The 22,556-nt window shown below is 70.0% G+C and carries 11 protein-coding genes; 9 read left to right on the forward strand and 2 right to left on the reverse strand.

The genetic code is table 11. From position 1 onward, the window contains the following. Window positions 1-14: 14 nt before the first annotated feature. Window positions 15-848, reverse strand: a complete 834-nt coding sequence (locus tag F1734_RS09705) for a 3-oxoacyl-ACP reductase family protein (protein ID WP_054375000.1) — start codon at window positions 846-848, stop codon at window positions 15-17. A gap of 890 nt (window positions 849-1,738) precedes the next feature. After that, window positions 1,739-7,222: an ATP-binding protein gene (locus tag F1734_RS09710; protein WP_203011837.1), complete on the reverse strand. Its 5,484-nt coding sequence runs from the start codon at window positions 7,220-7,222 to the stop codon at window positions 1,739-1,741. 803 nt (window positions 7,223-8,025) lie between these two features. On the opposite strand from F1734_RS09710, the gene F1734_RS09715 reads away from it, so the two are divergent. The 9 genes from F1734_RS09715 (at window position 8,026) to F1734_RS09755 (ending at window position 22,540) form a co-directional block, all read left to right on the forward strand. Further along, entirely contained in the window at window positions 8,026-8,478 is a 453-nt protein-coding gene (locus F1734_RS09715) for a GyrI-like domain-containing protein (RefSeq protein WP_010592333.1), read from the forward strand. 53 nt (window positions 8,479-8,531) lie between these two features. Continuing rightward, on the forward strand, window positions 8,532-10,379 hold the full coding sequence (locus F1734_RS09720) for an acyl-CoA thioester hydrolase/BAAT C-terminal domain-containing protein (protein WP_017680488.1): 1,848 nt from the start codon (window positions 8,532-8,534) through the stop codon (window positions 10,377-10,379). Between the two features lie 70 nt (window positions 10,380-10,449). Beyond that, a complete protein-coding gene (locus tag F1734_RS09725) occupies window positions 10,450-11,625 on the forward strand; it encodes a hypothetical protein (protein ID WP_010592331.1) in 1,176 nt (391 codons plus the stop codon). Between the two features lie 131 nt (window positions 11,626-11,756). Then, the gene (locus F1734_RS09730; RefSeq protein WP_010592330.1) at window positions 11,757-12,224 is read left to right on the forward strand and encodes a hypothetical protein; all 468 of its coding nucleotides are present in this window, start codon (window positions 11,757-11,759) and stop codon (window positions 12,222-12,224) included. A gap of 115 nt (window positions 12,225-12,339) precedes the next feature. Next, window positions 12,340-13,392, forward strand: coding sequence for a zinc-dependent alcohol dehydrogenase family protein (locus F1734_RS09735; RefSeq protein WP_017680486.1), 1,053 nt, complete (start codon window positions 12,340-12,342; stop codon window positions 13,390-13,392). Continuing rightward, a complete protein-coding gene (locus F1734_RS09740) occupies window positions 13,392-14,024 on the forward strand; it encodes a hypothetical protein (RefSeq protein ID WP_017680485.1) in 633 nt (210 codons plus the stop codon). The genes F1734_RS09735 and F1734_RS09740 overlap by 1 nt, the downstream gene beginning before the upstream one ends. Before the next feature lie 160 nt (window positions 14,025-14,184). Then, window positions 14,185-16,344, forward strand: coding sequence for a hypothetical protein (locus F1734_RS09745; protein ID WP_203011569.1), 2,160 nt, complete (start codon window positions 14,185-14,187; stop codon window positions 16,342-16,344). 170 nt (window positions 16,345-16,514) lie between these two features. After that, window positions 16,515-19,337, forward strand: coding sequence for a PD-(D/E)XK nuclease family protein (locus F1734_RS09750; RefSeq protein WP_048773060.1), 2,823 nt, complete (start codon window positions 16,515-16,517; stop codon window positions 19,335-19,337). Beyond that, window positions 19,334-22,540, forward strand: coding sequence for a UvrD-helicase domain-containing protein (locus F1734_RS09755; RefSeq protein ID WP_140188437.1), 3,207 nt, complete (start codon window positions 19,334-19,336; stop codon window positions 22,538-22,540). The genes F1734_RS09750 and F1734_RS09755 overlap by 4 nt, the downstream gene beginning before the upstream one ends. Window positions 22,541-22,556 lie beyond the last annotated feature (16 nt).

Consider the following 22,556-nt stretch of genomic DNA (forward strand, 5'->3'; position numbering starts at 1 on the left):
CCGGGAAGGCAGGATCACATGTCCAGTCCGCCGTTGACGCCCCACACCTGACCCGTGATGTAGGACGAGGCGTCGGCGGCGAGGAAGTGCACGACGCGGGCGATCTCCTCGGGGTCGGCGAGGCGGTTGACCGGGATGGTGCTCTTGATGCGGTCGAGGACCTTGTCCGGGATGGTCTCGACCATCTCGGTCGCGACGAAGCCGGGGGTGACGGCGTTGACGGTGACGCCGATGCTGTCCGGGGTGAGCTTGCCGGAGCGGGCCAGCGCGAACGCGGCCTCCTTGGCGAGGGTCTTGGTCAGGCCGAACATGCCGGCCTTGGACGCCGCGTAGTTGGCCTGGCCGATGTTGCCGGTCTCGCCGATGACCGAGGAGATGTTGACGATGCGTCCCGTGCCGCGCTCGAGCATGTGCCGCAGCGCCGCCTGGGCCAGGAAGAAGGTGCCGGAGAGGTTGGTGGCGATGACGTTGTTCCAGTCGTCGTCCTCCATCTTCAGCACCGTGCGGTCGATGGTGATGCCGGCGTTGTTGATCAGGATGTCCAGACGGCCGTGGCGCTCGATGACCTCGTCGATGGTGCGACGGCAGTCGTCGGCGTTCGCGACGTCGCCCTTGTGCACGCTGTACTCGACGCCGTCCTGGCCGTGGGCCTGCATGCCCGCGAGGAACTGGTCGGCCTGGGCGGTGTTGCGGCCGTATCCGGCAGCCACCGTGGCGCCCTGGGCGGCGAGGCTGCGGCTGATGGCCGCGCCGATGCCGCGCGTTCCACCGGTCACGAATGCGACGCGGCCGCGCAGCTTGGTGCCGGCGGCGGTGGTACGGGACGACGGTTCGATGGTGCTGGTCATGTCGGTTCTCCCTCGAATGCGGCGAGCTCGACGGATGCCGTCGAGTACAGATGTGTCGAGCCGGTGATACCGGTGTCCCGAGCGGCGGTGCCCGGATTCCGGTCGGCGTGGCTGCTACCGCGAGTTGCTGATGTGAGCGTCCCTGCACGCTCCGCGATATTCGCCCCTGCCAACCGAATTCACGTAGATGCTCCGCTCGTTCTCCCCTGTCGACATCAATGATGCAGCATTGCGCCGCGCATGTCATGTCCTACGACAAAGATGTTGTGCCGTGCAATGACTTATGCTAATTACATTGAATAGTGTTGTCTTACAATCTATTACACGCACATCGTGACGTTTGCCCGCGTACCGGCCGACTGCATGTCCGTTCCGGGACCTTTGCCACAAAATGCCACGGCCGGAGGGTGGTTCGAAATGGCGCGCGATACTACCCGGTGGTCAGGACAGAGGCGTACATGCAGCCGGTTTGTCGACGATTCGATCAGGTAGATTCCAAATGTACTGCATGACAACGATATTCGACACGACGTGCGTGGAGACCGCGTCGGTGGTGGCGGCATCCGCTCGGTAGCACCGAGTGCCAACAAGGTGCATGTAGCGGCCCGGCCCGGGCTCGTGTGCGGTGAAAACCGGTACCCGCGCACCCGTGTTCCCAAACCTGTGAGCTTGCTCACTGTCTCGAATTTTCCCGGGCTGGACCACCCTCATCCGGGGGGGGGGCATGGGCGAGCGGATCGACTGGACCGGATACCCCCAGGGCGTCGCACAGCCGCCCCGGGCGGAGAAGGTACCGGGACGGCCGGCACGAGGCGCTGACGGGCTCCTCGGGGCACGAGAAAGGGCCCCGCACCGAAGAATCGGTGCGGGGCCCTTTCAGGGTCGTGCTGCTACTGCGCGAGCACCTTCGCCATGCCGCGCTCGACGGCGGCGACGATCTCCGGCCGCAGACCCGCCGCAGGGATGATCGAATGCACGGAGCCGACCTGCTGGGCGCGCTGGATGTTGTGGATGGCCTCGAACTCCGCAGCCACCTCACCGAGCTTCTCCGACCGCACCGCGGTGCGCTGCGTCGCCAGCTCGACCCGCAGGCGGGCCTTCTCCCCGTCCTCGGCCGCAGCGAGCTGCGCCTCGAGTTCGGTGATCCGGGGATCCGCCGCGGTGCGCGCATTGACGTCGCGGGTGAACACCACCGCCGCGGCGGGGGCGCCGCCGAGGACGGAGGCGAACGAGCCCTCCACCGCGAGCACCTCCATGTTCTCGTTCAACGCACCGGAGAACACCACGAAGGCACCACCGTGGTAGCGGGAGACCACGACGAAGACGATCGGACCGTCGAAATTGACGATCGCCCGGCCGATCTCGGCGCCGTTCTCGAGCTGCAGGTTGCGCAGCGACTCGGGGGAGCCGTCGAACCCGGACAGGTTCGCCAGCACCACCACGGGCCGGTTGCCGCTCGCCGCGTTGATCGCCCGCGCGGTCTTCTTCGACGACTTCGGGAACAGCGTGCCCGAGGTCCACTGGTCCGGTCCGTCGGTGGGGAACCAGCCCTTGCGGGAGATCGCGCGGGACTCGATGCCGATCACCGTCACCGCGTTGCCACCGAGGTGCGCGTCGAACACCACCGACGTGTCGGCGTCGGCCATGTCCGCCCACCGCTCGAGCACCGGGTGGTCCTGGTCGACCACCGCACGCATCACCGTGCGGATGTCGAACGGCTTCTTGCGGTCCGGGTTGGTCTCCGCGGAGAAGATGTCGCCCACCGTCGTGAAGTCGCTCGACGGATGCACGTGCGGGTACACCCGCACGTCGCGGTCGACCGGGTCGACGGTCTCGGCCTTGCGGGGGAACCGCTCGCCCGGGGCGAGGTAGGCGTGCTCGTAGTGCCCGAAGAGCACCTCCACCGCCGCCGACAGGTTCGGGGCCCAGTACTGCGCCTGACCGTTGGGGCCCATGACGCGGTCGTAGCCGCCGATGCCGAAGTTGTCCTCGGCCGAGACGCCACCGGAGTAGTCGAGGGACTGCTTGCCGGTCAGCACCATCGCGCTGTCCGGGGTCATCACCAGGATGCCCTTGGTGTGCATGAGCATCGTCGCCTCGGCGTTCCAGTACGGCTGGGCGCCGACGTTGATGCCGGTGACCACGACGTTGATCTCGCCGCCGCCCTGGGTGAAGGTGATGATGCGGCGCAGGGCCCGCGAGACCCAGTCCATGTTCTCGGTGCCGGACTCCATGGAGATCGTGGCGCCGGAGGACAGCGCGAACCACTCGACGGGGACGCCGAGCTGCTCGGCGAGGTCGATCGCGGCGACGACCCGTGCGCACTCGGCCTCCGCGACGGTGCCGAGCGCCTTCGTCGGATCACCGAACAGCGCCACGCGGGTCATGCCCTCCGGGTACCGCGGCGTCGGGGTGGTGACCAGCCCGACGACGAGTCCGGCCGTGTTCCGCCCGTACGGGCGCTGCACCGGCACCACGGCACCGGACTCGTCGAGGTCGTACTCGACGAAGCTGCCGTTCCTGCCGGTGAGCAGCGGGATCAGCTCGTACGGGTACACGGTGCCGCGGGCCCGCGAGCGCTGCACCTTCTGGGTGTACTCGTCGAGCGGCTGCAGCGGCTCCTTCGGCGGATCGGTCACGCGCACCACCACGCCGGCGCCGGAGCGGTACGAGAACCGCAGGGCCACCTCACGGGCCTCGGCGTCGGCGGTCTCCCGCCACCAGCCGATGACGGTGATCTCCTCGAGCCCGGCGCCGACCGTGAGCGGGGCCGCCCCACGGCTGACGCGCTTGAGGTCGTCGATGCTCAGGTCCACCTCGGGCCACACGAACAGCACCACGCGGTTCGCGTCGAGGCGGCGCTTGCCGCGGCCGGCCTGCGACCGGCGGATGGCGTCGAGGCAGCTCGACAGGGCGCGCTCGAACGCGGGCAGCCCCACGATCGTGCCGGTCTCGTCGCGCTGCGGGGTCAGGTCCCGCACCTCGGCGAGGGCGATGAGCCGCTCGTCGGACGGATTCTCGTTCGCCGCAATGTGATACAGGTACGAGTCCGGGTTCGCCGGCAGGCGGGTACCGACGAAGTTCTTCAGCCGCCACAGGTCCAGACGCTGACCGGTGAGCGGGTGCATGTCGCGGATGTTGGCTTCCTCCGCGTACCCGGTCTCGAACGGCCGGAACGTGAAGACGTGCTCCTCGGCCCGGTCGGTGTGGCACACCGTCACCGTGACGCGGCGGGCGGAGGCGGTCACCGCGCGCTCGGACAGCACCGCGCGGAGCGACTCGGCCTGCGCGTCGGCGTCGGCGGGCGCGTCGTCCCAGGCGAGGTACAGGTCGATCACCAGGTTCTCGGTGCCGGGCAGGGTGCCCGCCGACTCCTCGACGATGTCCAGTGCCGCCCCGAGCTCGGCGTGCCGGGCCTCGGTGGAGATCAGGTACAGGCGGGTGCCGCGCAGGTCGAAGTTGCCGGTGACGAACTGCCGGCCCCCGCGCACGTCGGACTGCACCTGCTCGAGCGTGCGGATCTTGTAGGCGCGACGGGTGATGACCTCGAGCAGCGGCCCCGGCACGGTCTCCGGCCGGGCGATCTGCTGCGCGAGCAGGTCGATCAGCGGCTCGGGCGTGGCCACGAGGGCCTCGACCCGCTGCGCGTGGTCGGCGGCGCCGGGGTTGTCGGCGAGGTGGGCGAGGCTGCCGCGGACCCCGTCGTACACCTGCTCGCGGACCTTGCGGATCACCGGCTCCTCGAACAGGCGGTAACGCAGGTTGCGGGCGGCGTCGCCGATCACCGGGAACCGCACCTGGGTGGCGACGATGAGCCGGTCGAGGACCTCGTTGAGTTCCTGCGAGATGCCGGCCGGTCCCTCGGTCTCCTCGAGCCAGCGCTCGAGCAGCGCCGAGACCACCGGCACCTGCGTCTCGATGCGCTGCTGCGCGAGGAACAGCCGGTAGACGGCCTCCTCGAGCTCGGGGGTGCGGTCCAGTTCGGTGACGTCGTAGTGCCGCAGCGCCTGCGCCAGCCGGGCCCGGAAGCTCTCGGGCAGGCCGCCGACCTCGACGTCGAGGGACTGTAGGTAGCCGTGGAAGTGCTCGCGGGGGCTGTGCACCCGCTCGTCACCGGTCTCCTCGTCCTGCGTCGGGCGGTTGCGCGAGAGCTCGCACACGTCGGCGAACGTGGTGAGCAGGGCCAGCTCGGCGCGCACCAGGTCGCAGTTCTCGGTGGTCTCGCCGCGCAGCCGGTCGTACTCGGCGAGCAGCGTCGCGGTGCGCTTGCCGGAGACGTCGTAGCCGGTGACGAGCGCTTCGAGGGCGTCGAGCCGGGCCAGCGCGTCGGCCGCGGCGTCGCCGGTGACGACAGCGGCGGGCGCGGGGAACTGCACGCGCTCGACGGTCTCGGTGACGGTCTCCTCGGCGATCTGATCCACCCGCAGCAGCGGCGTGCCCGCGTCGACCTGCGAGTTGACCACAGCGAGGACCTCGCGGACACGGCCGGCGAACGGCGCACGCACCGCGGTCTCCATCTTCATGGACTCGAGCACCACCAGCGTCTGGCCGGCCTCGACCTCGTCGCCGGGCGCGACCGGCACGGCGACGACGACGGCGGGCGCGGGGGTGCGCACGACGCCGGCCTCGTCCTGGCTGATCTGGTGGCTGATGCCGTCGACCTCGACGAGGTAGCCGGTGGCGCCGGCGATCGAGACGACGTGGTGGCGGCGGCCGGCCAGGACGAGCCGGGACTCGAACTGCCCGAGCCGGTCGACGTCCACCTCGAGTTCGCCGTTGCCGGCGTCGACGCGGTAGCGGTGCGGGCCGACCTGCCCGACGAGCAGCTCGTACGCCTGGCCCTGGTAGCTCAGCTCGACCTGGCGGCCGACGGAGTGCCCGGCGCGGGGGCGGCCGCCGCGGGCGGAGGTGAGGAACGCGGCGCGCTCGTGGGTCTCCTCGGCGTCGTAGACGTCGACGGCCGTGGCGATCAGCGCGATGTCGGCGACCCGCGACGGACCGGTGGCGGTGCCGGCGCCGGTGCGGTCGAGCCAGCCGGTGTCGGCGGAGGCGGAGATCACCTCGTCGCGCTCGAGCAGGTCGAGCAGGAACGACTTGGTGGTGGTGCCGCCCTCGAGGACGACGGTGGTCTCGCGCAGGGCGGTGCGCAGACGGGCCAGGGCCTCGTCGCGGTCGCGGCCCCACGCGATGATCTTGGCGACCATCGAGTCGTAGTCCGGCGGGATGACGTCGCCCTGGGCGATGCCGGTGTCGACGCGCAGGCCGGAGCCGAGCGGGAACTTGAGCAGCTGCACGGAGCCGGGGGCGGGGGCGAAGCCGTTGTCGGCGTCCTCGGCGTTGAGCCGCGCCTCGACGGCGTGGCCGAACTCGGGCGGGCAGTCGCCGGGCAGCTTCTCGCCGGACGCCACGAGGATCTGCAGCTTGACCAGGTCGATGCCGGTGGTGGCCTCGGTGATGGGGTGCTCGACCTGCAGGCGGGTGTTGACCTCGAGGAAGGTGAAGATCTTCAGGTCGGGCTGGTAGAGGTACTCGACGGTGCCGGCGCCGCAGTACCCGGCGGCGCGCACGAGGTCGGCGGAGACCGAGCGCAGGTGGTCGGCCTGCTCCTTGGTCAGCAGCGGCGAGGCCGACTCCTCGATGACCTTCTGGTTCTTGCGCTGGATGGAGCAGTCGCGCACACCCGGCGCCCACACGTTGCCGTGCGCGTCGGCGATGACCTGGACCTCGACGTGGCGGGCGTCGGTGACGAGACGCTCGATGAACACCACGGGGTCGCCGAACGAGCGCTCGGCTTCACCCTGGGTGCGCTCGAGGGCGAGCTCGAGCTCGTCCTCGGAGTACACCTTGCGGATGCCGCGGCCGCCGCCGCCGGAGCGGGCCTTGATGATCAGCGGGTAGCCGATGGCCTGCGCGTGCCGGCGGGCGTCGGCGCGGGTCTCGACCGGTCCACCCGACCACGGGGCGACCGGCACGCCGACCTTCTCGGCGAGCAGCTTGGCCTCGACCTTGTCGCCGAGCAGGCGCATGGCCTCGGCCGACGGGCCGATGAAGGTGATGTTCAGGCGGGCGCAGACCTCGGCGAAGGCGGGATCCTCGGCGACGAAGCCCCAGCCGACCCACACGGCGTCGGCCTTGGCCTCGACGAGGGCGCGCTCGAGCTCGGCGTGGTCGAGGTAGGGGGTGGCGGCCGTGGTGGACGGCCGCAGGGTGACGTCCTCGTCGGCCTGGCGGACGAACATCGCCCGCCGCTCGGCCTCCGTGTGCAGGGCGATCGTCTTGATGTCGTAGTCGTGCTCGGAGTTGAGCTCCCGGACTGCTCTGATGAGGCGTACCGCCGCCTCACCTCGGTTGACCACCGCGATCCGTTTGAACATACTCGTTGCCACCGTTCTCCAGGTTTGTGCGCGCTCGTGCGACGCTCGTCGAAGCTTCTCGCCAGTGAGTGAAGAAAGTTAACCGATGCCGAGGCCCGCGTCACGGGTTGATAACGCGAGCAAGAACATGTATCGGTCGGCTCCTCGTGTCGGCGTATGCGTGCGGACGTGTGCGCCGACTGTCCCGGCGGGTGCCTGGGAGTCGGCGGACAGGCGGTCGGCCTCGTCCCGCGGACCGTCGTCGTCGACGGCCGAGTGCCCCCCGGTGGGGACGATCCTTCCGCTAACAGCATGAAGGAAACATGAGGGTTTGTCACGTTTTGTGGCCTCGCAGGCCGAGTTCGGTGGTTCCTGCGGCGTTGTTCATCGGAAGATGTTGGCGGACAGCGAATTACGGGTCGGTATTCGGACGTGACGCCGCTCCGGTCCCGTCGCACTCGCGAATACCGCCCGGTAACACCGGGCAGTAACATTAGGGCAGTTGATCTTTCGGGCGGCGGGCCGCCGGGTCTGCGAGCGCTCCCGCCTATGCGAATTGCCCAGTATCGGACCGGCATCCACGCCGCGAACGGGAGGAAACGGGCATCCGCCGGCGGCCGGTGGTCCCGTCGCACCGTCGCGGGGGAGATGTGAACGGGCCGTGTTCCGCTGTGACGATTGTCACGGTCACCGCTCGCGGGTTCGGCCGAATGTCACACCGGTTCGATCACATCGACCGGATGTCACATTCGGCCCACCGAAAGTTCACGAACCGGTGCCGTGGGTCGCCTATCGTGGCCACAGGCTTCGACAGGGGAGGACGCATGCCCGAGATCGTGCACGCACCGGCCAGGCACCTGGCCGCCGTGGAATTCCACACCGACTTGGCCCACATCGGTGAACACATCGGCGAGGCGTACGGCGCCGTCGAGCGATACCTGGCGGGCGCGGGCACGCCGCCGTCCGGCCCGGCCTTCGCCTACTACCGCAACTTCACCGAGGACGGCTTCGACGGCGCCGCCGGCTTCGAGGTCGCCGACCCCGTCGACGGCGACGGCCACGTGGTCCCGGTCGACCTGCCCGCCGGTGACGTCGCGACCGAGACCCACCTCGGTCCCTACGACACGCTCGAGCACACCTACGAGGCCCTCGCCGCCTGGGCCGCCCGGGAGGGCCACGATCTCGACCTGAGCACCGCGTGGGAGGAGTACTGGAGCCCGCCGGGCACTCCCGCGGAGGAGATCCGCACGGTGATCTACGTACCCGTGAAGACCTGAGGCGTATCGCGGAAGAGCTCCCACGCGTCCCGGCGGCGGGAGACAATCCGCGAATGTCCCTCGTCGTCGGATTCGCGCCGTGGATCCTGTACTGGATCCTCGTCGGCAACACCGGGTTCGTCACCGCCGTGGCTGCAGCCCTCGTCCTCGCCGCCGCCGGCCCGCTCGTGCAGCGCATGCGCGGAAAGCCGTGGCGCTCCCTCGACGTCGGCACCGTCGTGGTCTTCGCGCTGCTGCTCGTCGCCGCACTCACCCTCGACGACGCCGTCCTCGAACGCTGGCTGCAACCGATCGGCAACCTCGGACTGCTGCTCGTCGTCCTCGGCGGCATCCTCGCCGGACGGCCCTTCGTACGCGAATACGCCGTCGAGACAGTCGATCCCGCGACCGCGGCCGCCGGCGGATTCCGGTACGTCACCACCGCGATGACGTGGATGTGGGCCGCCGCCTTCGCCGTGATGACCGTGTCCTCGCTGATCCCACCGATCGTCGACGGAGACGCCACCGTCCGCGACGAGACCGACGCGCTGTCCGTCGTCGGCTACTGGGTCGTCCCGTTCGTCGTCCTGGGCGCGGCCGGGCTGGCCTCGGCCCTGTTCCCCAAATGGTTCGACACGAACTCCGCGCTCGCCGCCACCGCGAACCCGCACCCCGAACCCGAATCCCCGGCCGCACCACCGCCGGACCTCGACTCCGCCCGCGTCCACCTCGTCGCACCGCGGCAGTCCCGGCACGACGAACCGTTCCGGCTCACCGTCGCCGGATCGCGGCCCGACGCGACGATCACCGTCACCGCGGAGGGCACCGACATGTTCGGCGCCCGCTGGCGGTCCTGCCGCACCTACGACGGCAGTGTCGACGTCGTCGACGAACCGTTGTGGGACATGCGGTTCGACGAACCCGACCGCGTGCCCGACCTGTTCGTCCCCCCGCCCGGCCGGTGGCCGGTCACGCTCACCGTCACCGACGGCCCCCACACCGCGCGACGCACGGTGATCCGCGCCGACGCCGCACCGGGGGTGACCGTCGAGGACCTCGACATCGACGGCCGCCCCGGCCTGCTCGCCCGCCCGGACGGCCCGACGCCGCCCCGCGGGTGGCCGGCGGTGCTGTGCGTCGGCGGCTCCGAGGGCGGCGTCGACTCCCAGCGCGCCACCATCGCCGTCCTCGCCTCGCACGGCCACGTCGCCCTCGCCTACTCGTGGCTCGACGAGAACTCCGAGGTCGCCGACGTGCCGCTCGAGCGTTTCACCGGCGCGCTGCGCCACCTCGCCGGCCGCCCCGAGATCGGCAGCATCGCCGCCGTGGGCATCTCCCGGGGAGCCGAGGGGCTCCTCGCCGCCGTCGCCGCCGACGGCACGCCGCTGCGGGCGCTGGTGCTGATCAGTCCCAGCTCCGTCGCGTGGCAGGGGCTCGGCCCGGACGGTGAGATCCCGGACACCCCCTCGTGGACCCTCGGTGGCGAGGCCCAGCCCTGGGCGCCGCTGCCGAGCTCCGCGCTGATGCCGCAGATGATCCGCAACGCCTGGCGGGCCGGCCGCGACGTCGCCCGGCACCGGCCGTCGCTGCTGCGCCTGGCCGACGCCTACCGCGCGGGACTGCGCGACGCACCCGGCCCCGCCCACCTGCGGGCCGAGAAGGTCGACGCCCCGATCCTGTGCATCACCGGCACCGACGACCAGCTGTGGCCGTCCACCGACATGGCGGGCGCACTGCTCGCCCGCCGCGGCGACGGCCGCGACCGGCACCTGTCCGTCGACGACGCCGGCCACCTCATCCGTCTCGGCATGTTCCCCGGCGACGCCCAGTGGACCGGCGGCATCGCCTTCGGCGGCACCCCGGCCGGGCAGGGCCGGGCCCAGCGCGCCGCCGTCGACGCCGTCGCCGAATTCCTCGCCTGACCGGCGCCCCCGCCGCGGCACCGGGATTTCTGGAACAGTGGAGAGGTCCGGACGCCACGAGGAGGTCCCGATGTCCGACGCCCCACAGTTCCCGGTCGGGTTCGAACCGGCCGAGCAGCGCCGCGAGCGGATGGCCGCGCAGGTGCGCCGCTGGTGCGAGCAGCACCGGCTCGACGGCCGGCACGCCCCGCTGTCGGACGCCGCCGCCCTGTGCCTGGCCGCCGGCCGTCTCGACGACGAGACCCGCGACATCCTGGCCCGGCGCCGCCGGATCGGGCGCGGGCTGCCGACCCTCGGCGGTTTCGGTGCGTTGCGGCACCTCACGGACGAGCACGCCCGTCTCACGGTGCGGGCTGCCGACCTGCGCCCCGGCGCCGCCCGGCTGGTGTTCGAGTACCGGGCGGGGGAACTGGCCAAGCGGCTGCGCAACGCCCACTACACGCTCACCGTCTCCGGCCGGCACTACGCGCAGGGCGTGCGGGCCGTGCGGCGGGAACGACGCGACGGCGTGCACCTCGACCCGCACCAGCGCGACGCCCTGTTCGCGGCGTTGCAGCACACGCCCGCGCCCGTCCCCGAGAAGATGGCCGATCAGGTGCGCGGTGCGGTGCTCGGCGTGGCCGTCGACCGCGTGACGCGCTGGTCGGACGGCACCGCGGCGGCCGCCGCGGGACGTCGCGCCGCCGACGCCCTCGGCCGGCAGGTGCCCGACGACGACCACTTCGTCGACCGGTACGACACCCTGCTGTTCCTCGCCGGCACCCTCTACGACCGCATCGAAGGTTCCACCGCGTGGCGGTCCGAGCACCTCGCGGTGCAGCGGTCCCAGCTCGATCTCGCCGACGAGCTGACCCAGATCGCCGTCGACACCGTCACGCTGCGCGGCCTGCTCGCCGAACTCGCCGACGCCCGCCGCGCGGCCCCGTCCGCTCGTGCGGCCGTCGATGCGCGCATCGCCGCCCTCGAACCGGTGTGGGATCAGCTCCTGGACCGGGTGGCGGCCCTGGCACGCATCGGCGAGCTGCTCACCGTCGCCGAGATGCAGTTGCGCACCGCCGAGGTCGAGGCCCGCACCGCCAGCCTCGACGAGCGGATCGACTCCCTCATCGGCCGCTCGGGAGCGCGGGAGCTCTCGGCCGACAACACCCACTTCGTCGGCGATCAGTTCGGGATCGCCGCGGAGCTGATGGGCTCGCTCCGGTCGGAGCTGCACGGCGACATCGCGGAGCTCACCGCGCGGGAGTAGAACCGCCGGATTGTCAGCGGTCACAGACCTTCTCGTCGACGGTTCCGACGTGGCCCGACGCCCCTGCTCCGCGAGCGCCCGGTGCTGTAGCTTTCACGCGTTCTCGAGCGAAGCGACTGGGGGGTGACCGGGTGCTGCACACGATGCCGATGGCGAAGGGCCTGGTGACGGCGGTGCTGCCGGCTGCCGTGCTCGTGCTCGCCGGATGCGGCGGATCGGGTGACACGGTCCGGGTGCAGGACGACCCGATCCTCGAAGCGGAGTTCGACACGGTGTTGCTCAGCGGTGAGCCCCGCTCCCTGTCCTCCGTCGCCGAGGGGGCCGGGCTGCCGCCGGGGTCGTGGGACCGCATGTACCGCTTCTCGATGCCCCTGCTGATGAGCTCGATCAACCGGGACCTCGGCCTGACCGGCACCGTGTGGGAAAACCTCCCGCAGACCACGGGTCAGGGTCTGATCGTCTTCATGTCCGACGGCGCCGTCGTGCGCGCCACCGTCGACCGCGCGCCCGTCGTCGAGGTCGACGGGTACGGCACCCCCGAGGCCCTGGTCGAGGCGAACCCGGGCACCGACCGGCTCGCGATCGTCGCCGGCCACTGATCCGCCCCGGTGGGACCTCCACCCGCCCGATTCGAGGCCCAATGGCCATTTTCCGACGGCGCTGCGGGTGAGACGCTGGACCCGGCACCCACCGATCGGCGAAAGGGCCGAACCAATGAAGGCACTGGTGTTCCACGGTCCGGGCAAACGCTCCTGGGAGGACGTCCCCGACCCCCGAATCACGGACCCCACCGACGCGATCGTCCGCGTCGACGCGGTCACCATCTGCGGCACCGACCTGCACATCCTCGGCGGCGACGTCCCTGAGGTCACCGACGGGCGCATCCTCGGGCACGAGGCCGTCGGCACCGTCGTCGAGGTCGGGCCGAGCGTGCAGAACCTCGCACCCGGCGACCGAGTCCTCGTCTCGTGCATCACCTCGTGCGGCCGCTGCCGCTTCTGCCGCGAGGGTCGCTACGGCCAGTGCCTCGGCGGCGGTGGCTGGATCCTCGGCCACCTCATCGACGGCACCCAGGCCGAACTCGTGCGAGTTCCGTTCGCGGACAACTCCACCCACCGCGTGCCCGAGGGGGTGAGTGACGAGCAGATGCTCATGCTCGCGGACATCCTGCCCACCTCCTACGAGGTCGGCGTGCTCAACGGATGCGTGCGCCCCGCCGACGTCGTCGTGATCGTCGGTGCCGGCCCCATCGGTCTCGCCGCGATTCTCGCCACCCGGCTGCTGAGCCCGAGCCACGTCGTCGCGGTCGACCTCGCCGACAGTCGGCTCGAGGCGGCCCGGGAACTCGGCGCGGACCTGGTACTCAACCCCGGCCGCGACGACGTCGCCGCCGTCGTCCGCGACCTGACCGACGGTCTCGGCGCGGACGTCACCATGGAGGCCGTCGGCGTGCCCGCGACGTTCGAACAGGCCGTCGAGCTGGTGCGACCGGGCGGCCACGTCGCCAACATCGGCGTCCACGGTGCGCCGGCCACGCTGCACCTCGAGAGCATCTGGATCAAGGACCTCACCATCACCACCGGGCTCGTCGACACGCACTCGACCCCGACGCTGATCGGCCTGGTCCGCAGCGGCAAGCTCGACACCTCGCCGATGATCACCCACCGGTTCTCCCTCGACGAGTTCGAGGAGGCCTACGACGTGTTCGGCCGGGCCGCCGAGACCGGTGCGCTCAAGGTGCTGCTGACGGCGAAGCCGGGAGACTGATGGGGCGGCTGCGCTCGCTGTCCGAGTCGGTGGGCGGTGCCCTGCTCATCGCGTTCCACCTGCTCACCACCCGGATCCTGCGGCGGTGGCGCACCACCTGGGGCGCTACCGCCGGGGAACTGGCCGCGCAGTATCCGGGCGACGACGTGGTCCCCGCCCCGGACTGGGGCTTCACCCGCGCCGTCACGGTCGACGCGCCGCCGGAGCGGGTGTGGCCGTGGATCGTGCAGATCGGTCAGGGCCGCGGCGGCTTCTACAGCTACGAGGGCCTCGAGAACCTCATCGGCTGCCGCATCACCAATGCCACCGCGATCCGCCCCGACCTGCAGCACCTCGCCGTCGGCGACCCGATCCGCCAGCACCCCAAGGCCCCACCGCTCACCGTCGCGGTGCTCGAGCCGAACCGCGATCTCGTCCTGCACGGCGCGACGGAGCAGACCGGCGACGCATTCCTGTGGTCGTTCCACCTGCGTCCGGCCCCGGGCGGGGGCACCCGCCTCCTCGAACACGGCCGGGGACGCTACGGTTCGTCGCTCGGGAGCCGGCTCGCGTTCGGCCCGACGCTGATGGAACCGATCACGTTCGTCATGGGGCGGAAGATGCTGCATACGATCGCATCCCACGTGGAGTGAGGACGCAGGTTTCGGTTCACGCACTTCGGGAACTCTGTGCTGCATGCCGCACAGCGAACCAGGACCCAGAACGCACCTGTGTCTGTTGACCCCATGGAGGCAGGCTCTGGCTTGCTATGGGCCCGACGACGACGCGGACATCAGGGATCTGCACTGGGGCATGCCTGACAAGTATTCCGCTGACGACACACTCGTGGTCGTGGTATCCGCGCGGGAACTCGCAATACTCAACGTCGAGGTCCTCACGACCGGATCGGAGGACGACTTCATCGGCACGGAGACCTACGACTTTCCCTTTACAGATGGGATCTCGGTCCGGGCCCTCGAACTCCGGATGCGGGAACCGTTCCCCGCGCCTCCGGTGACCCTGGGCGACGGATATGCCCAGCGCCTGCTCGAAGCTATCGATCGAGAGCGGCACGAGCCGACACCCTGGCAGGTCACCGACACGACCGGCTGCGCGCAGGCGCCACAGCAATCCGACAGCGCCTACGGCCACCCCGGCGAATGCCTGTGCTGCGGTGAAATGGCTGGCGACACCAGTGGCGGGAGCGGACCCGATGGTTTCGAACTCCACTGGTACGACCCCGGTCGGGATGGCGTCGATGCCTGGACTTCTACAAGAGCCGAGCCACTCGGTCGAGCTGCGCAGGCAGCATGGGTGTGCGAAAGCTGCCACAGTACTTTGCATCAGCCGTTCGGTCCGTCCGTCGAGGATCTGATGTACTCCCGCCGCCCGCGCTGCCCGGCTTGTCGAGCCCGGCGCACAGATCTGTGTCTTTGGGGAATGCCACCGGGACCGCCGCCTCCCGGTGTGGCGGCCATGGGCTGCGTGATCTCTGTGGGCACCGGGATGCCCGAATACTCGTGCGCCCAGTGCGGGTTCCTCTGGTCCGAGGACGGCGGCCCAGTTGCCGGGGACGGTGGTCTGCTCTCGGCCCGTCGCCGACCCCGTCCCCGGGAGCGGGTCCGCGCCCGCACCCTTCCACGAGAGCCGGCGGGGGACGACGAACTCGTGATCGGCGAGTACCGCGCCGAACTCGTCGACTCCGCGTGGGGTCCGTACGTCCGGCACTCGGTCATTACTGCAGACGGAGCGCGGTCCGACGTGCAGGGCCATACCGTGCGACGAGAACCCCAGACACCTGGACCGCTGGAACCCGGTCGGCCCTCTACTCCGCTGTCCTCGGGTCCGGTGGTGTGGATGGAGACAACCGACCACGAATGGGACACCCTCGGTGAGACCATCGACGTTCCCTACTTCGAGGAGGAGGGGAAGGTGTGCGCCTCCGCAGCGCTTGCCCAGCGCATGCTGCCCGGCGACGTGGTGTTGCACTGGTGGTGCGGCGACGACGCCCCGTCCGGCATCTGGGGGTGGTCTGTGGTGGTCGACCACCCTGCCCTGTATTACACCGCGACGAATGATGACGCCGAGTCCATCACCCCGAGGCCGGAGCCCGGTGACTCCGAGGCCGAATCACTCGACATCAGTCGCAGCCGATTGTTCGTTCCGTTGTCCTGGCAAAGGGAACTTCCCGAGCCGGTGACCCTTGCCGACGTACGCCGCGCGAGCAAGACCGTCCTCGCCGTCCAAGAGTCGGAGAGCTCGGACGATTCACAAGGCCCGCTCGCTGTCCCATTCATGAAGAACAAGAAACGCGAGATCAGGAAGCCACGTCCTTATGCGATAGCGTGGTTCCCGACTCCACTGCTGGGAGTTCTTCCCCGGTTGCCTGAGCTCGCGACTCTGACTTCGGGTGCATCGAAGGTACTCCGGAAGCGCTCCGTCGTCCGGGACTTGATCCCGCAGTATCGCGCCGCGATACAGGGTCATGCACTCGAAGCCGCGAGCCGATTCCTCGAGGCTGATGGATACCGGGTCACAGATGTCAGCGGGTTCGCGGGGCACCAACTCGAGGCGGTCAAAGGGAGTGAACGGTGGGCCGTCCATGTCGTCGGCACGGGCGACGCGGAGCCGGCTACGGTCGAACTGCGGATCTCCGACCGAACACCTTCCACCGCTTTGATCGTCGTCGACGATATCGAGATCGTGCCGGATTTCGAGGCTCTGGCGCGCGGCGACGTGGAGACTCTGTCCGAGTGGGAGGACGGAAGCACCCGACTACGTGTGCCACTCGCCGGGTCCAACGGCCGCCTGCGCGCATGGTGGCCGTGGCAACCCGGACCGGTGGACGGCACGGCGACGACATACGACGTCGGTCTCGGTGCATGCGACATCGAAATGGCCGTCCAGCAACCGGATCCGTACTCGTCTCGACCGAGCAACGGTCGCATCCCGGTCGATGGGTCGAACGTCTGAAAACCGACGGCCGTCCGCCGGAAGGAGGGAGATACCGCCCTCTCGGCATGGGGCGGTTTCCCCGACGGGACAGCCGAGGGGTAGTGGATATCCTGCCGGGTTCCATCTTCCCCAGAGTGCGTCGACCGATTCGGACGCCCCGTGTCCCACGGGGCGGTCATGATGGGATCGTGATCATCGACGCGTACGACCGGCTCTCGGCCGCCGTCGCCGACGCCAAGGCGGGGCGGCCACTCGCGCCGGTGACGGTTGTCGTCCCCGGGCACGGCGTCGGCCGCGACGTCACCGCCCATCTCGCGCGCACCGGCGGGCTCGCCAACACCCACGTGCGCACGCTGGAGCAGTTCGTCGAGCACCTGGCCCGGCCGGCACTCGCCCCACGCGCGCCGTTGCGCTATCCGCTGCTCGAGGCCGCCGTGCAGAAAGCGCTTCTGGACGATCCCGGAGTGTTCGCCGATGTCGCCGACCAGTCCGCGACCGCGGAATCGCTCGCGCACGCGTCGTGGCAGTTGTGCGCCCTCGACGTTCCGTGCCCGGAGGACGCGAACCCGCTGGTAGACGGGGTGTTCCGCATCCACCGGCGCTGCATCGCCGCCCACGCTCACCGGTTCCACGTGCAGCACGAGGCATACACGGCTGCGCGCGAGCGTCTCGGCGAGGCCGGCGCGATCGTTGTCTTCCTGCCGTGTGAGGAGGACCCGGCGGCGCGGCTGTTCCTCGAACACCTGCGGGACCGCACCGTCACCGTCGACGTCGAGGATGAAGCTGCCCCGCCCGGCACCCTGGTCGTTCATGCGTCCGACTCCGACGACGAAATCCGAGCGGTCACCCGGCTCGTCCGGCGGCATCTTTCGAACGGTGTTCCGGGGCACCGCATCGGCGTGTTCTATGCGGCCGAGGATCCGTACCTGGTCCTACTGCACGAGCATTTCGGACGGGCCGGCATCGGGTTCCACGGCCCCGAGCACCGGTCCGTCGGTGATCGGGCGGCCGCGCGCAGTCTGCTGCGGTTGCTGCAACTCGACCTCGACGCCATGCCGCGTCGAGCACTGCTCGCCATCCTCGCCGAGCAGGCCGTGTACTGGCGCGACGACAGGGGTGGCGTCCTCGGCGTCCGTCTCGCCGAACTGCTCACGTGCCATGAGATGCCGATCGTCGCCGGCGACGACTGGCACAAGCTGACCACCGTCGAATCGGCGAGCCCCCTGTTTCGGACCGCGGAGCAGTTGCGGGGGCTGATCGATGCGTTGCGCGGAGACCTCGCTGCCGTAGTTGGCGCGGACACGTGGTCAGATGTGGCGACGGGGCTCACCGGCCTGCTCGGACGCTACTTCCGACCGACCGCCGGAGACCCTGACGACCTGGCAGTCCTCCACCACATCGCAACCGGCCTGGGCGATCTCGACAGCATCGCCCCGCCGCCCTCCCCGGAACGCATCGTCGGCGCGGTCGCCGTGCGGGTGCAGGCACACCGCCGAACTGTGGGCACGGGCGGGGCGGGAGTCACGGTGGGTCCGATTCCCATCGGCAGCGGACGCAGCCTCGATGTGAGCATCGTCGTCGGCGGAGCCGAAGGACTACTGCCGTTCGTCCGCCGCGACGACCCGCTGTTGCCCGATGCGGTCACCGGGTTCGGGCAGTCCGACCGGCTCGAGGTGCAGTATCGACAGTTCCTCCGGACCGTCGCAGCGGGACGCCACCACCGCGTGCTCACCTTTCCTCGCGGCAGCCTGCGCGGCGGGGGAGAGCGGGTGCCCTCGCGCTGGGTGCTGCCTACCCTGGACGCCCTCACGGGTATCCGGGTCGGCACCACGAGCTGGGCGAAGGACACGGACAGGTGTGACCACGTCGTGATCGTGCCGTCGTTCGACGCCGCGACACAGAACTCCGACCCCCGGATCGGCACCGGCGCAGCGTCGGCAACCGAATGGCGGCTGCGCGCCCTCGCCGCGGTCCCGGCATCCCGTCGCTCCGGTCTGCTCGACGACGCCGTCGTCGAGCGTGGAATGCAGATGCGCAGCGACCGGCTGTGGGGCAGGTTCACTCGGTTCAACGGCAACCTGGCGTCCGCTGCCGACCTTCTCGGCGTGTTCGACGAGCCGATCGCGCCGACCAGCCTGGAGGCGTGGGTGACGAGCCCGTACGTGTTCTTCATCCGGAAGATCCTGCACGCCGAACATCTCGAAGATCCGGACGAGGTGATCGGAATCGACCCGCTCACCCGCGGCAGCCTCATCCACGAGATCCTGAACAGATATGTGGCCGAGCGTATCTCGGGATCCGACGGCGGACGCACGCGGTTGCGCGAGATCGCGGAGCATGAGCTGTGCAAGGCCCGTGCCGCCGCACCCGGCTGGCTGCCGCAGTTGTGGGAACGCGACAGCGCGGCCATCCGGCACGATTTGGAATCGTGGCACGACCACGACGCCGAGGACCGAGCCGACGGTTGGGCGCCCATCGGCACGGAGATCGAGTTCGGCGGAGCGGACCGACCTGTCGAGTTCGACATCGGTGCCGCAACGCTGATGTTCAGAGGGACGGTGGACCGCATCGACCGGCACCGGCAGGGGCGCCTTCGGGTCACCGACTACAAGACCGGCGGCACGGGCGACTACGAGTCCCTGACGGCTGACGCCCCCACCGCCGGGCGCACCCGCTACCAGCTTCCGGTCTACGGCGTGTTTGCGCGGGCGACGGCCGACGTCGACGACCCGGTCGAGGTCCGCTACTGGTTCATCACCGAGCGCTACCGTTTCGCGGCTATCGGCTACACGATGACCGGCGACGTGTTCGCTACGGTGCGAGACGACCTCGCATTCGTGCACCGTGCGATTTCGGCCGGTCAGTTCCCACCCCGTCCCGGCAAGCGGTACTGCTACACAACGAATGTGATCGGACGGCTCGGTATGCAGCGTTGGTGGCAAGTTCTGCGTGACGACCCGCAGCTCGCGGAGTTCGCCGCCGTCCACGCCGACGAGAGCGAGGCAATGTGACGGCAGTAGGCGAGGACCTTCGTGACCGATGCGAGCGCGAACGCATCGAGAACGACACCGAAGCGAATCTCTTTGTCGAGGCGGGTGCCGGGAGCGGCAAGACGTACGCCCTCGTCGGACGCATCTGTCACCTCGTCCTGCACGACGGGGCCGAACTCGACCGCATCGCCGCGATCACTTTCACGGAAAAGGCCGCTGCCGAGCTGCGGGAGCGCGTGCGGGCGCGCCTGGCGGAGAGTCCCGAATCGGAGCGGCAGAAGGCGGCGCTCGCTCAGGTCGACACCGCTGCGATCGGCACCCTGCATTCGTTCGCGGCACGCCTCGTCGCGGAGCATCCGCTCGACGCGGGCGTGCCCCTGCGCGTCCGGGTCGTCGACGCGATGGGCTCCCACCTGGCGTTCGAGCGACGGTGGCAACGCATCCGCGCCGCGCTGTTCCCGGTACAGGAGAATCAGGTGGGGCAGGCCACCCGAGTCCTCGTCGCCGCCGACGTCACGTTCGACCGGTTCCGCGACCTCGCAGACCGCCTCGACCGGCACTGGGACCGGCTCACGCCCGTCGACCCGCCCGTCGCGTTGCCGGTCCCCGATATCGACTTGATCCTGCGACGCGCCGACGTGCTCCTCGACGCTCTCGCCGACTGCACCGACCGCACCGACAGGTTCGCCGCACAACTCGACAAGGTCCGCGAGTGGCGGTCGTGTCTCGCCGCGGCTCGCGACGACGAGTGGGCGGCCGTAGCGGCCGGATGCCCCGGGGTCGGGACCGGCGGGGCGGGAAAGAACTGGCTGGGGGGCACGAACCGGGTCCGGGAACTCAGGGAGGAACTGAAGCAGCTGGGTACGGTCGCACGTGAGGAGTGCGAGCGCTTCCACGCGGCCGCCCTCGAGATCGTCGGCGGCGAGATCATCCGCATCGTCCTCGACGAGGCCCGTGCTCGTCGCCGCAGCGGTGAGCTCGAGTTCCACGATCTGCTGATCCATGCGCGGGACATTCTCGAGGATCCAGGCGTGCAGGCGGCGCTGCACGAGAACTACCAGCGGATCCTGCTCGACGAGTTCCAGGACACCGATCCACTGCAACTCGACATCGCCCGGCGCATCGTCGCCGGCCCCGACCGAACGGGCCGGCTGTTCACCGTCGGGGATCCCAAGCAGTCCATCTATCGCTTCCGGCGCGCCGATATCGCCACCTATATGGCCGCCCGCGACGAGGCCGACCAGGTGGTGTCACTGACCACCAACTTCCGCTCCACCCGCCCGGTCCTCGACTGGGTCAACGACGTCTTCGGACGCCTGATCGTGTCGGACGGACACCTCCAGCCCGGGTACACCCCGCTCGACCCGGCGCCGGGTCGAGCGGAGTGGGACACCTCACAGGGCCCCTTGCCGTTCGTGTTTGCGACCGAAGACCTCGACGAGAAACCGACCGCCGATACAGTACGCGGGGCCGAGGCCCGCGATGTCGCCCGCGTCGTCGCCACCGCTCTCAGGCGCGGCTGGTGCAAGGAGACCGGCCGCCACGGCGACTATTGTCACGAGCCGGTCCGGGAGAGCGACATCTGCGTCCTCATCCCGGCCCGAACCTGTCTGCCGTTCCTGGAAGACGCGCTCGACCGCGCAGGGATCGAGTTCCGCGCCGAGGCGTCCTCACTGGTGTACTCGACCCAGGATGTCCACGACCTGCTGCTCACCGCCCGCGCGCTTACCCATACCGCGGACGAGGCCGTACTCGTGGCCACACTGCGTACTCCGCTGTTCGGTTGCGGCGACGACGACCTGTTGCGCTGGAAGAAGGCCGGCGGTCAGTGGTACCTCGGCGCGGAACCACCGCTGGGGCAGGAGGACTCGCCGGTCGCCGAGGCGCTGAGGTATCTGCGGACGGTGCGCCGGGATCTGTCCCACACCGATCCGGGAAGCCTGCTCGCCCGCCTCGCCGACGAGCGGCGTGTGTTCGAGGTCTCCATGGGTTCGCCGCGGCACCGGGATGTGTGGCGGCGGCTGCGCTTCGTCATCGACCAGGCCTACGCCTGGTACGACGCCGAGCGCGGTGACCTGCGCGGCTACTTGGCGTGGGCTGCAACGCAACAGGAGGAGGACGCTCGCGTCACCGAAGCGGTCCTGCCGGAGGTCGGGGTCAACGCCGTACGCATCATGACCATGCACGCCGCCAAGGGGCTGCAGTTCCCGATGGTCGTCGTGGCAGGGATGAGCAGCGGATTCCGCGCGGTCGACGAGGCCGCCCTGTGGGACGAGCACGGTCGTGTGCGCCTGCGGCTTTCCAAGGCAGTTTGCGCGCCCGGCTACCAGGAGCTGGCCGACGTCGAACGCCGGCACATCCGCGCCGAGCGCATCCGGTTGCTGTACGTCGCATGCACTCGCGCCGAGAGCCTGCTCGCCGTCTCCGGATACCGGTCTGCCCGGGACGGCTGGGGCGCTCTGCTCGCCGCTGGGATCGAGGGACACCCCGATCGGACACCCGAGCTGATCGAGCCCGTCGCCGAACAGCACGACGGCGCCACCGCAGCCGACCACGGTGTCAGCTGGCAGCAGTGGGAGGACGAGAGCGACCAGGTGGAGGCGACGTCGGGGCTACCGGCATCCGTCTCCGCCACTCGCCTCGCGCACGACCCACCCGAGCCGGTCGCCACGCTCGCCGCCGCCTGTCGTGCCCTGGTCCCACCGCCCGTCGGCCCGGAGGTCGTCCCACCGGCCACCGGAGTGCTCGAGAGCGGCACGGATCTCGGCATCGCTCTGCATGCCGCGCTCGAATCCGTCGACCTGCGTGCCCCGACGGACGAATCGGATGCGAGTGCCGCCGCGGTTGCGGTGGCAACCGGCGTGCGGGACCTGGACCGGTTCGTTGCCCTCGTTCGGGCGGCCCTGACCTGTGCGCCTGTGCGACGAGCCGCCACCCGCGAACACTGGCGCGAACTGCCGCTCGCGGGCGTGCCAGCCGATTCGGACACCGTCGTCGAAGGCATCGCGGACCTCGTCTATCGCGAGGACGACGGAACTCTGGTGATCGTCGACTACAAGACCGACGTTGCCGTGACGCATGAGACGCTCGAAGCGTACTGGACCCAGCTCACCCTGTACGCGGAGCTGCTTACCCGAGCCGCTGGGGAACGGGTGGGCGCACTGCAACTGGTGTTCGTGCGGGCGGGAGAGGCGTATGTGCTCGACCGCCGATTCGGCGCTTGAAGACGTAGGGTCCCAC

This window comes from Rhodococcus ruber, assembly GCF_016804345.1.
Taxonomy (GTDB): Bacteria; Actinomycetota; Actinomycetes; order Mycobacteriales; family Mycobacteriaceae; genus Rhodococcus; species Rhodococcus ruber.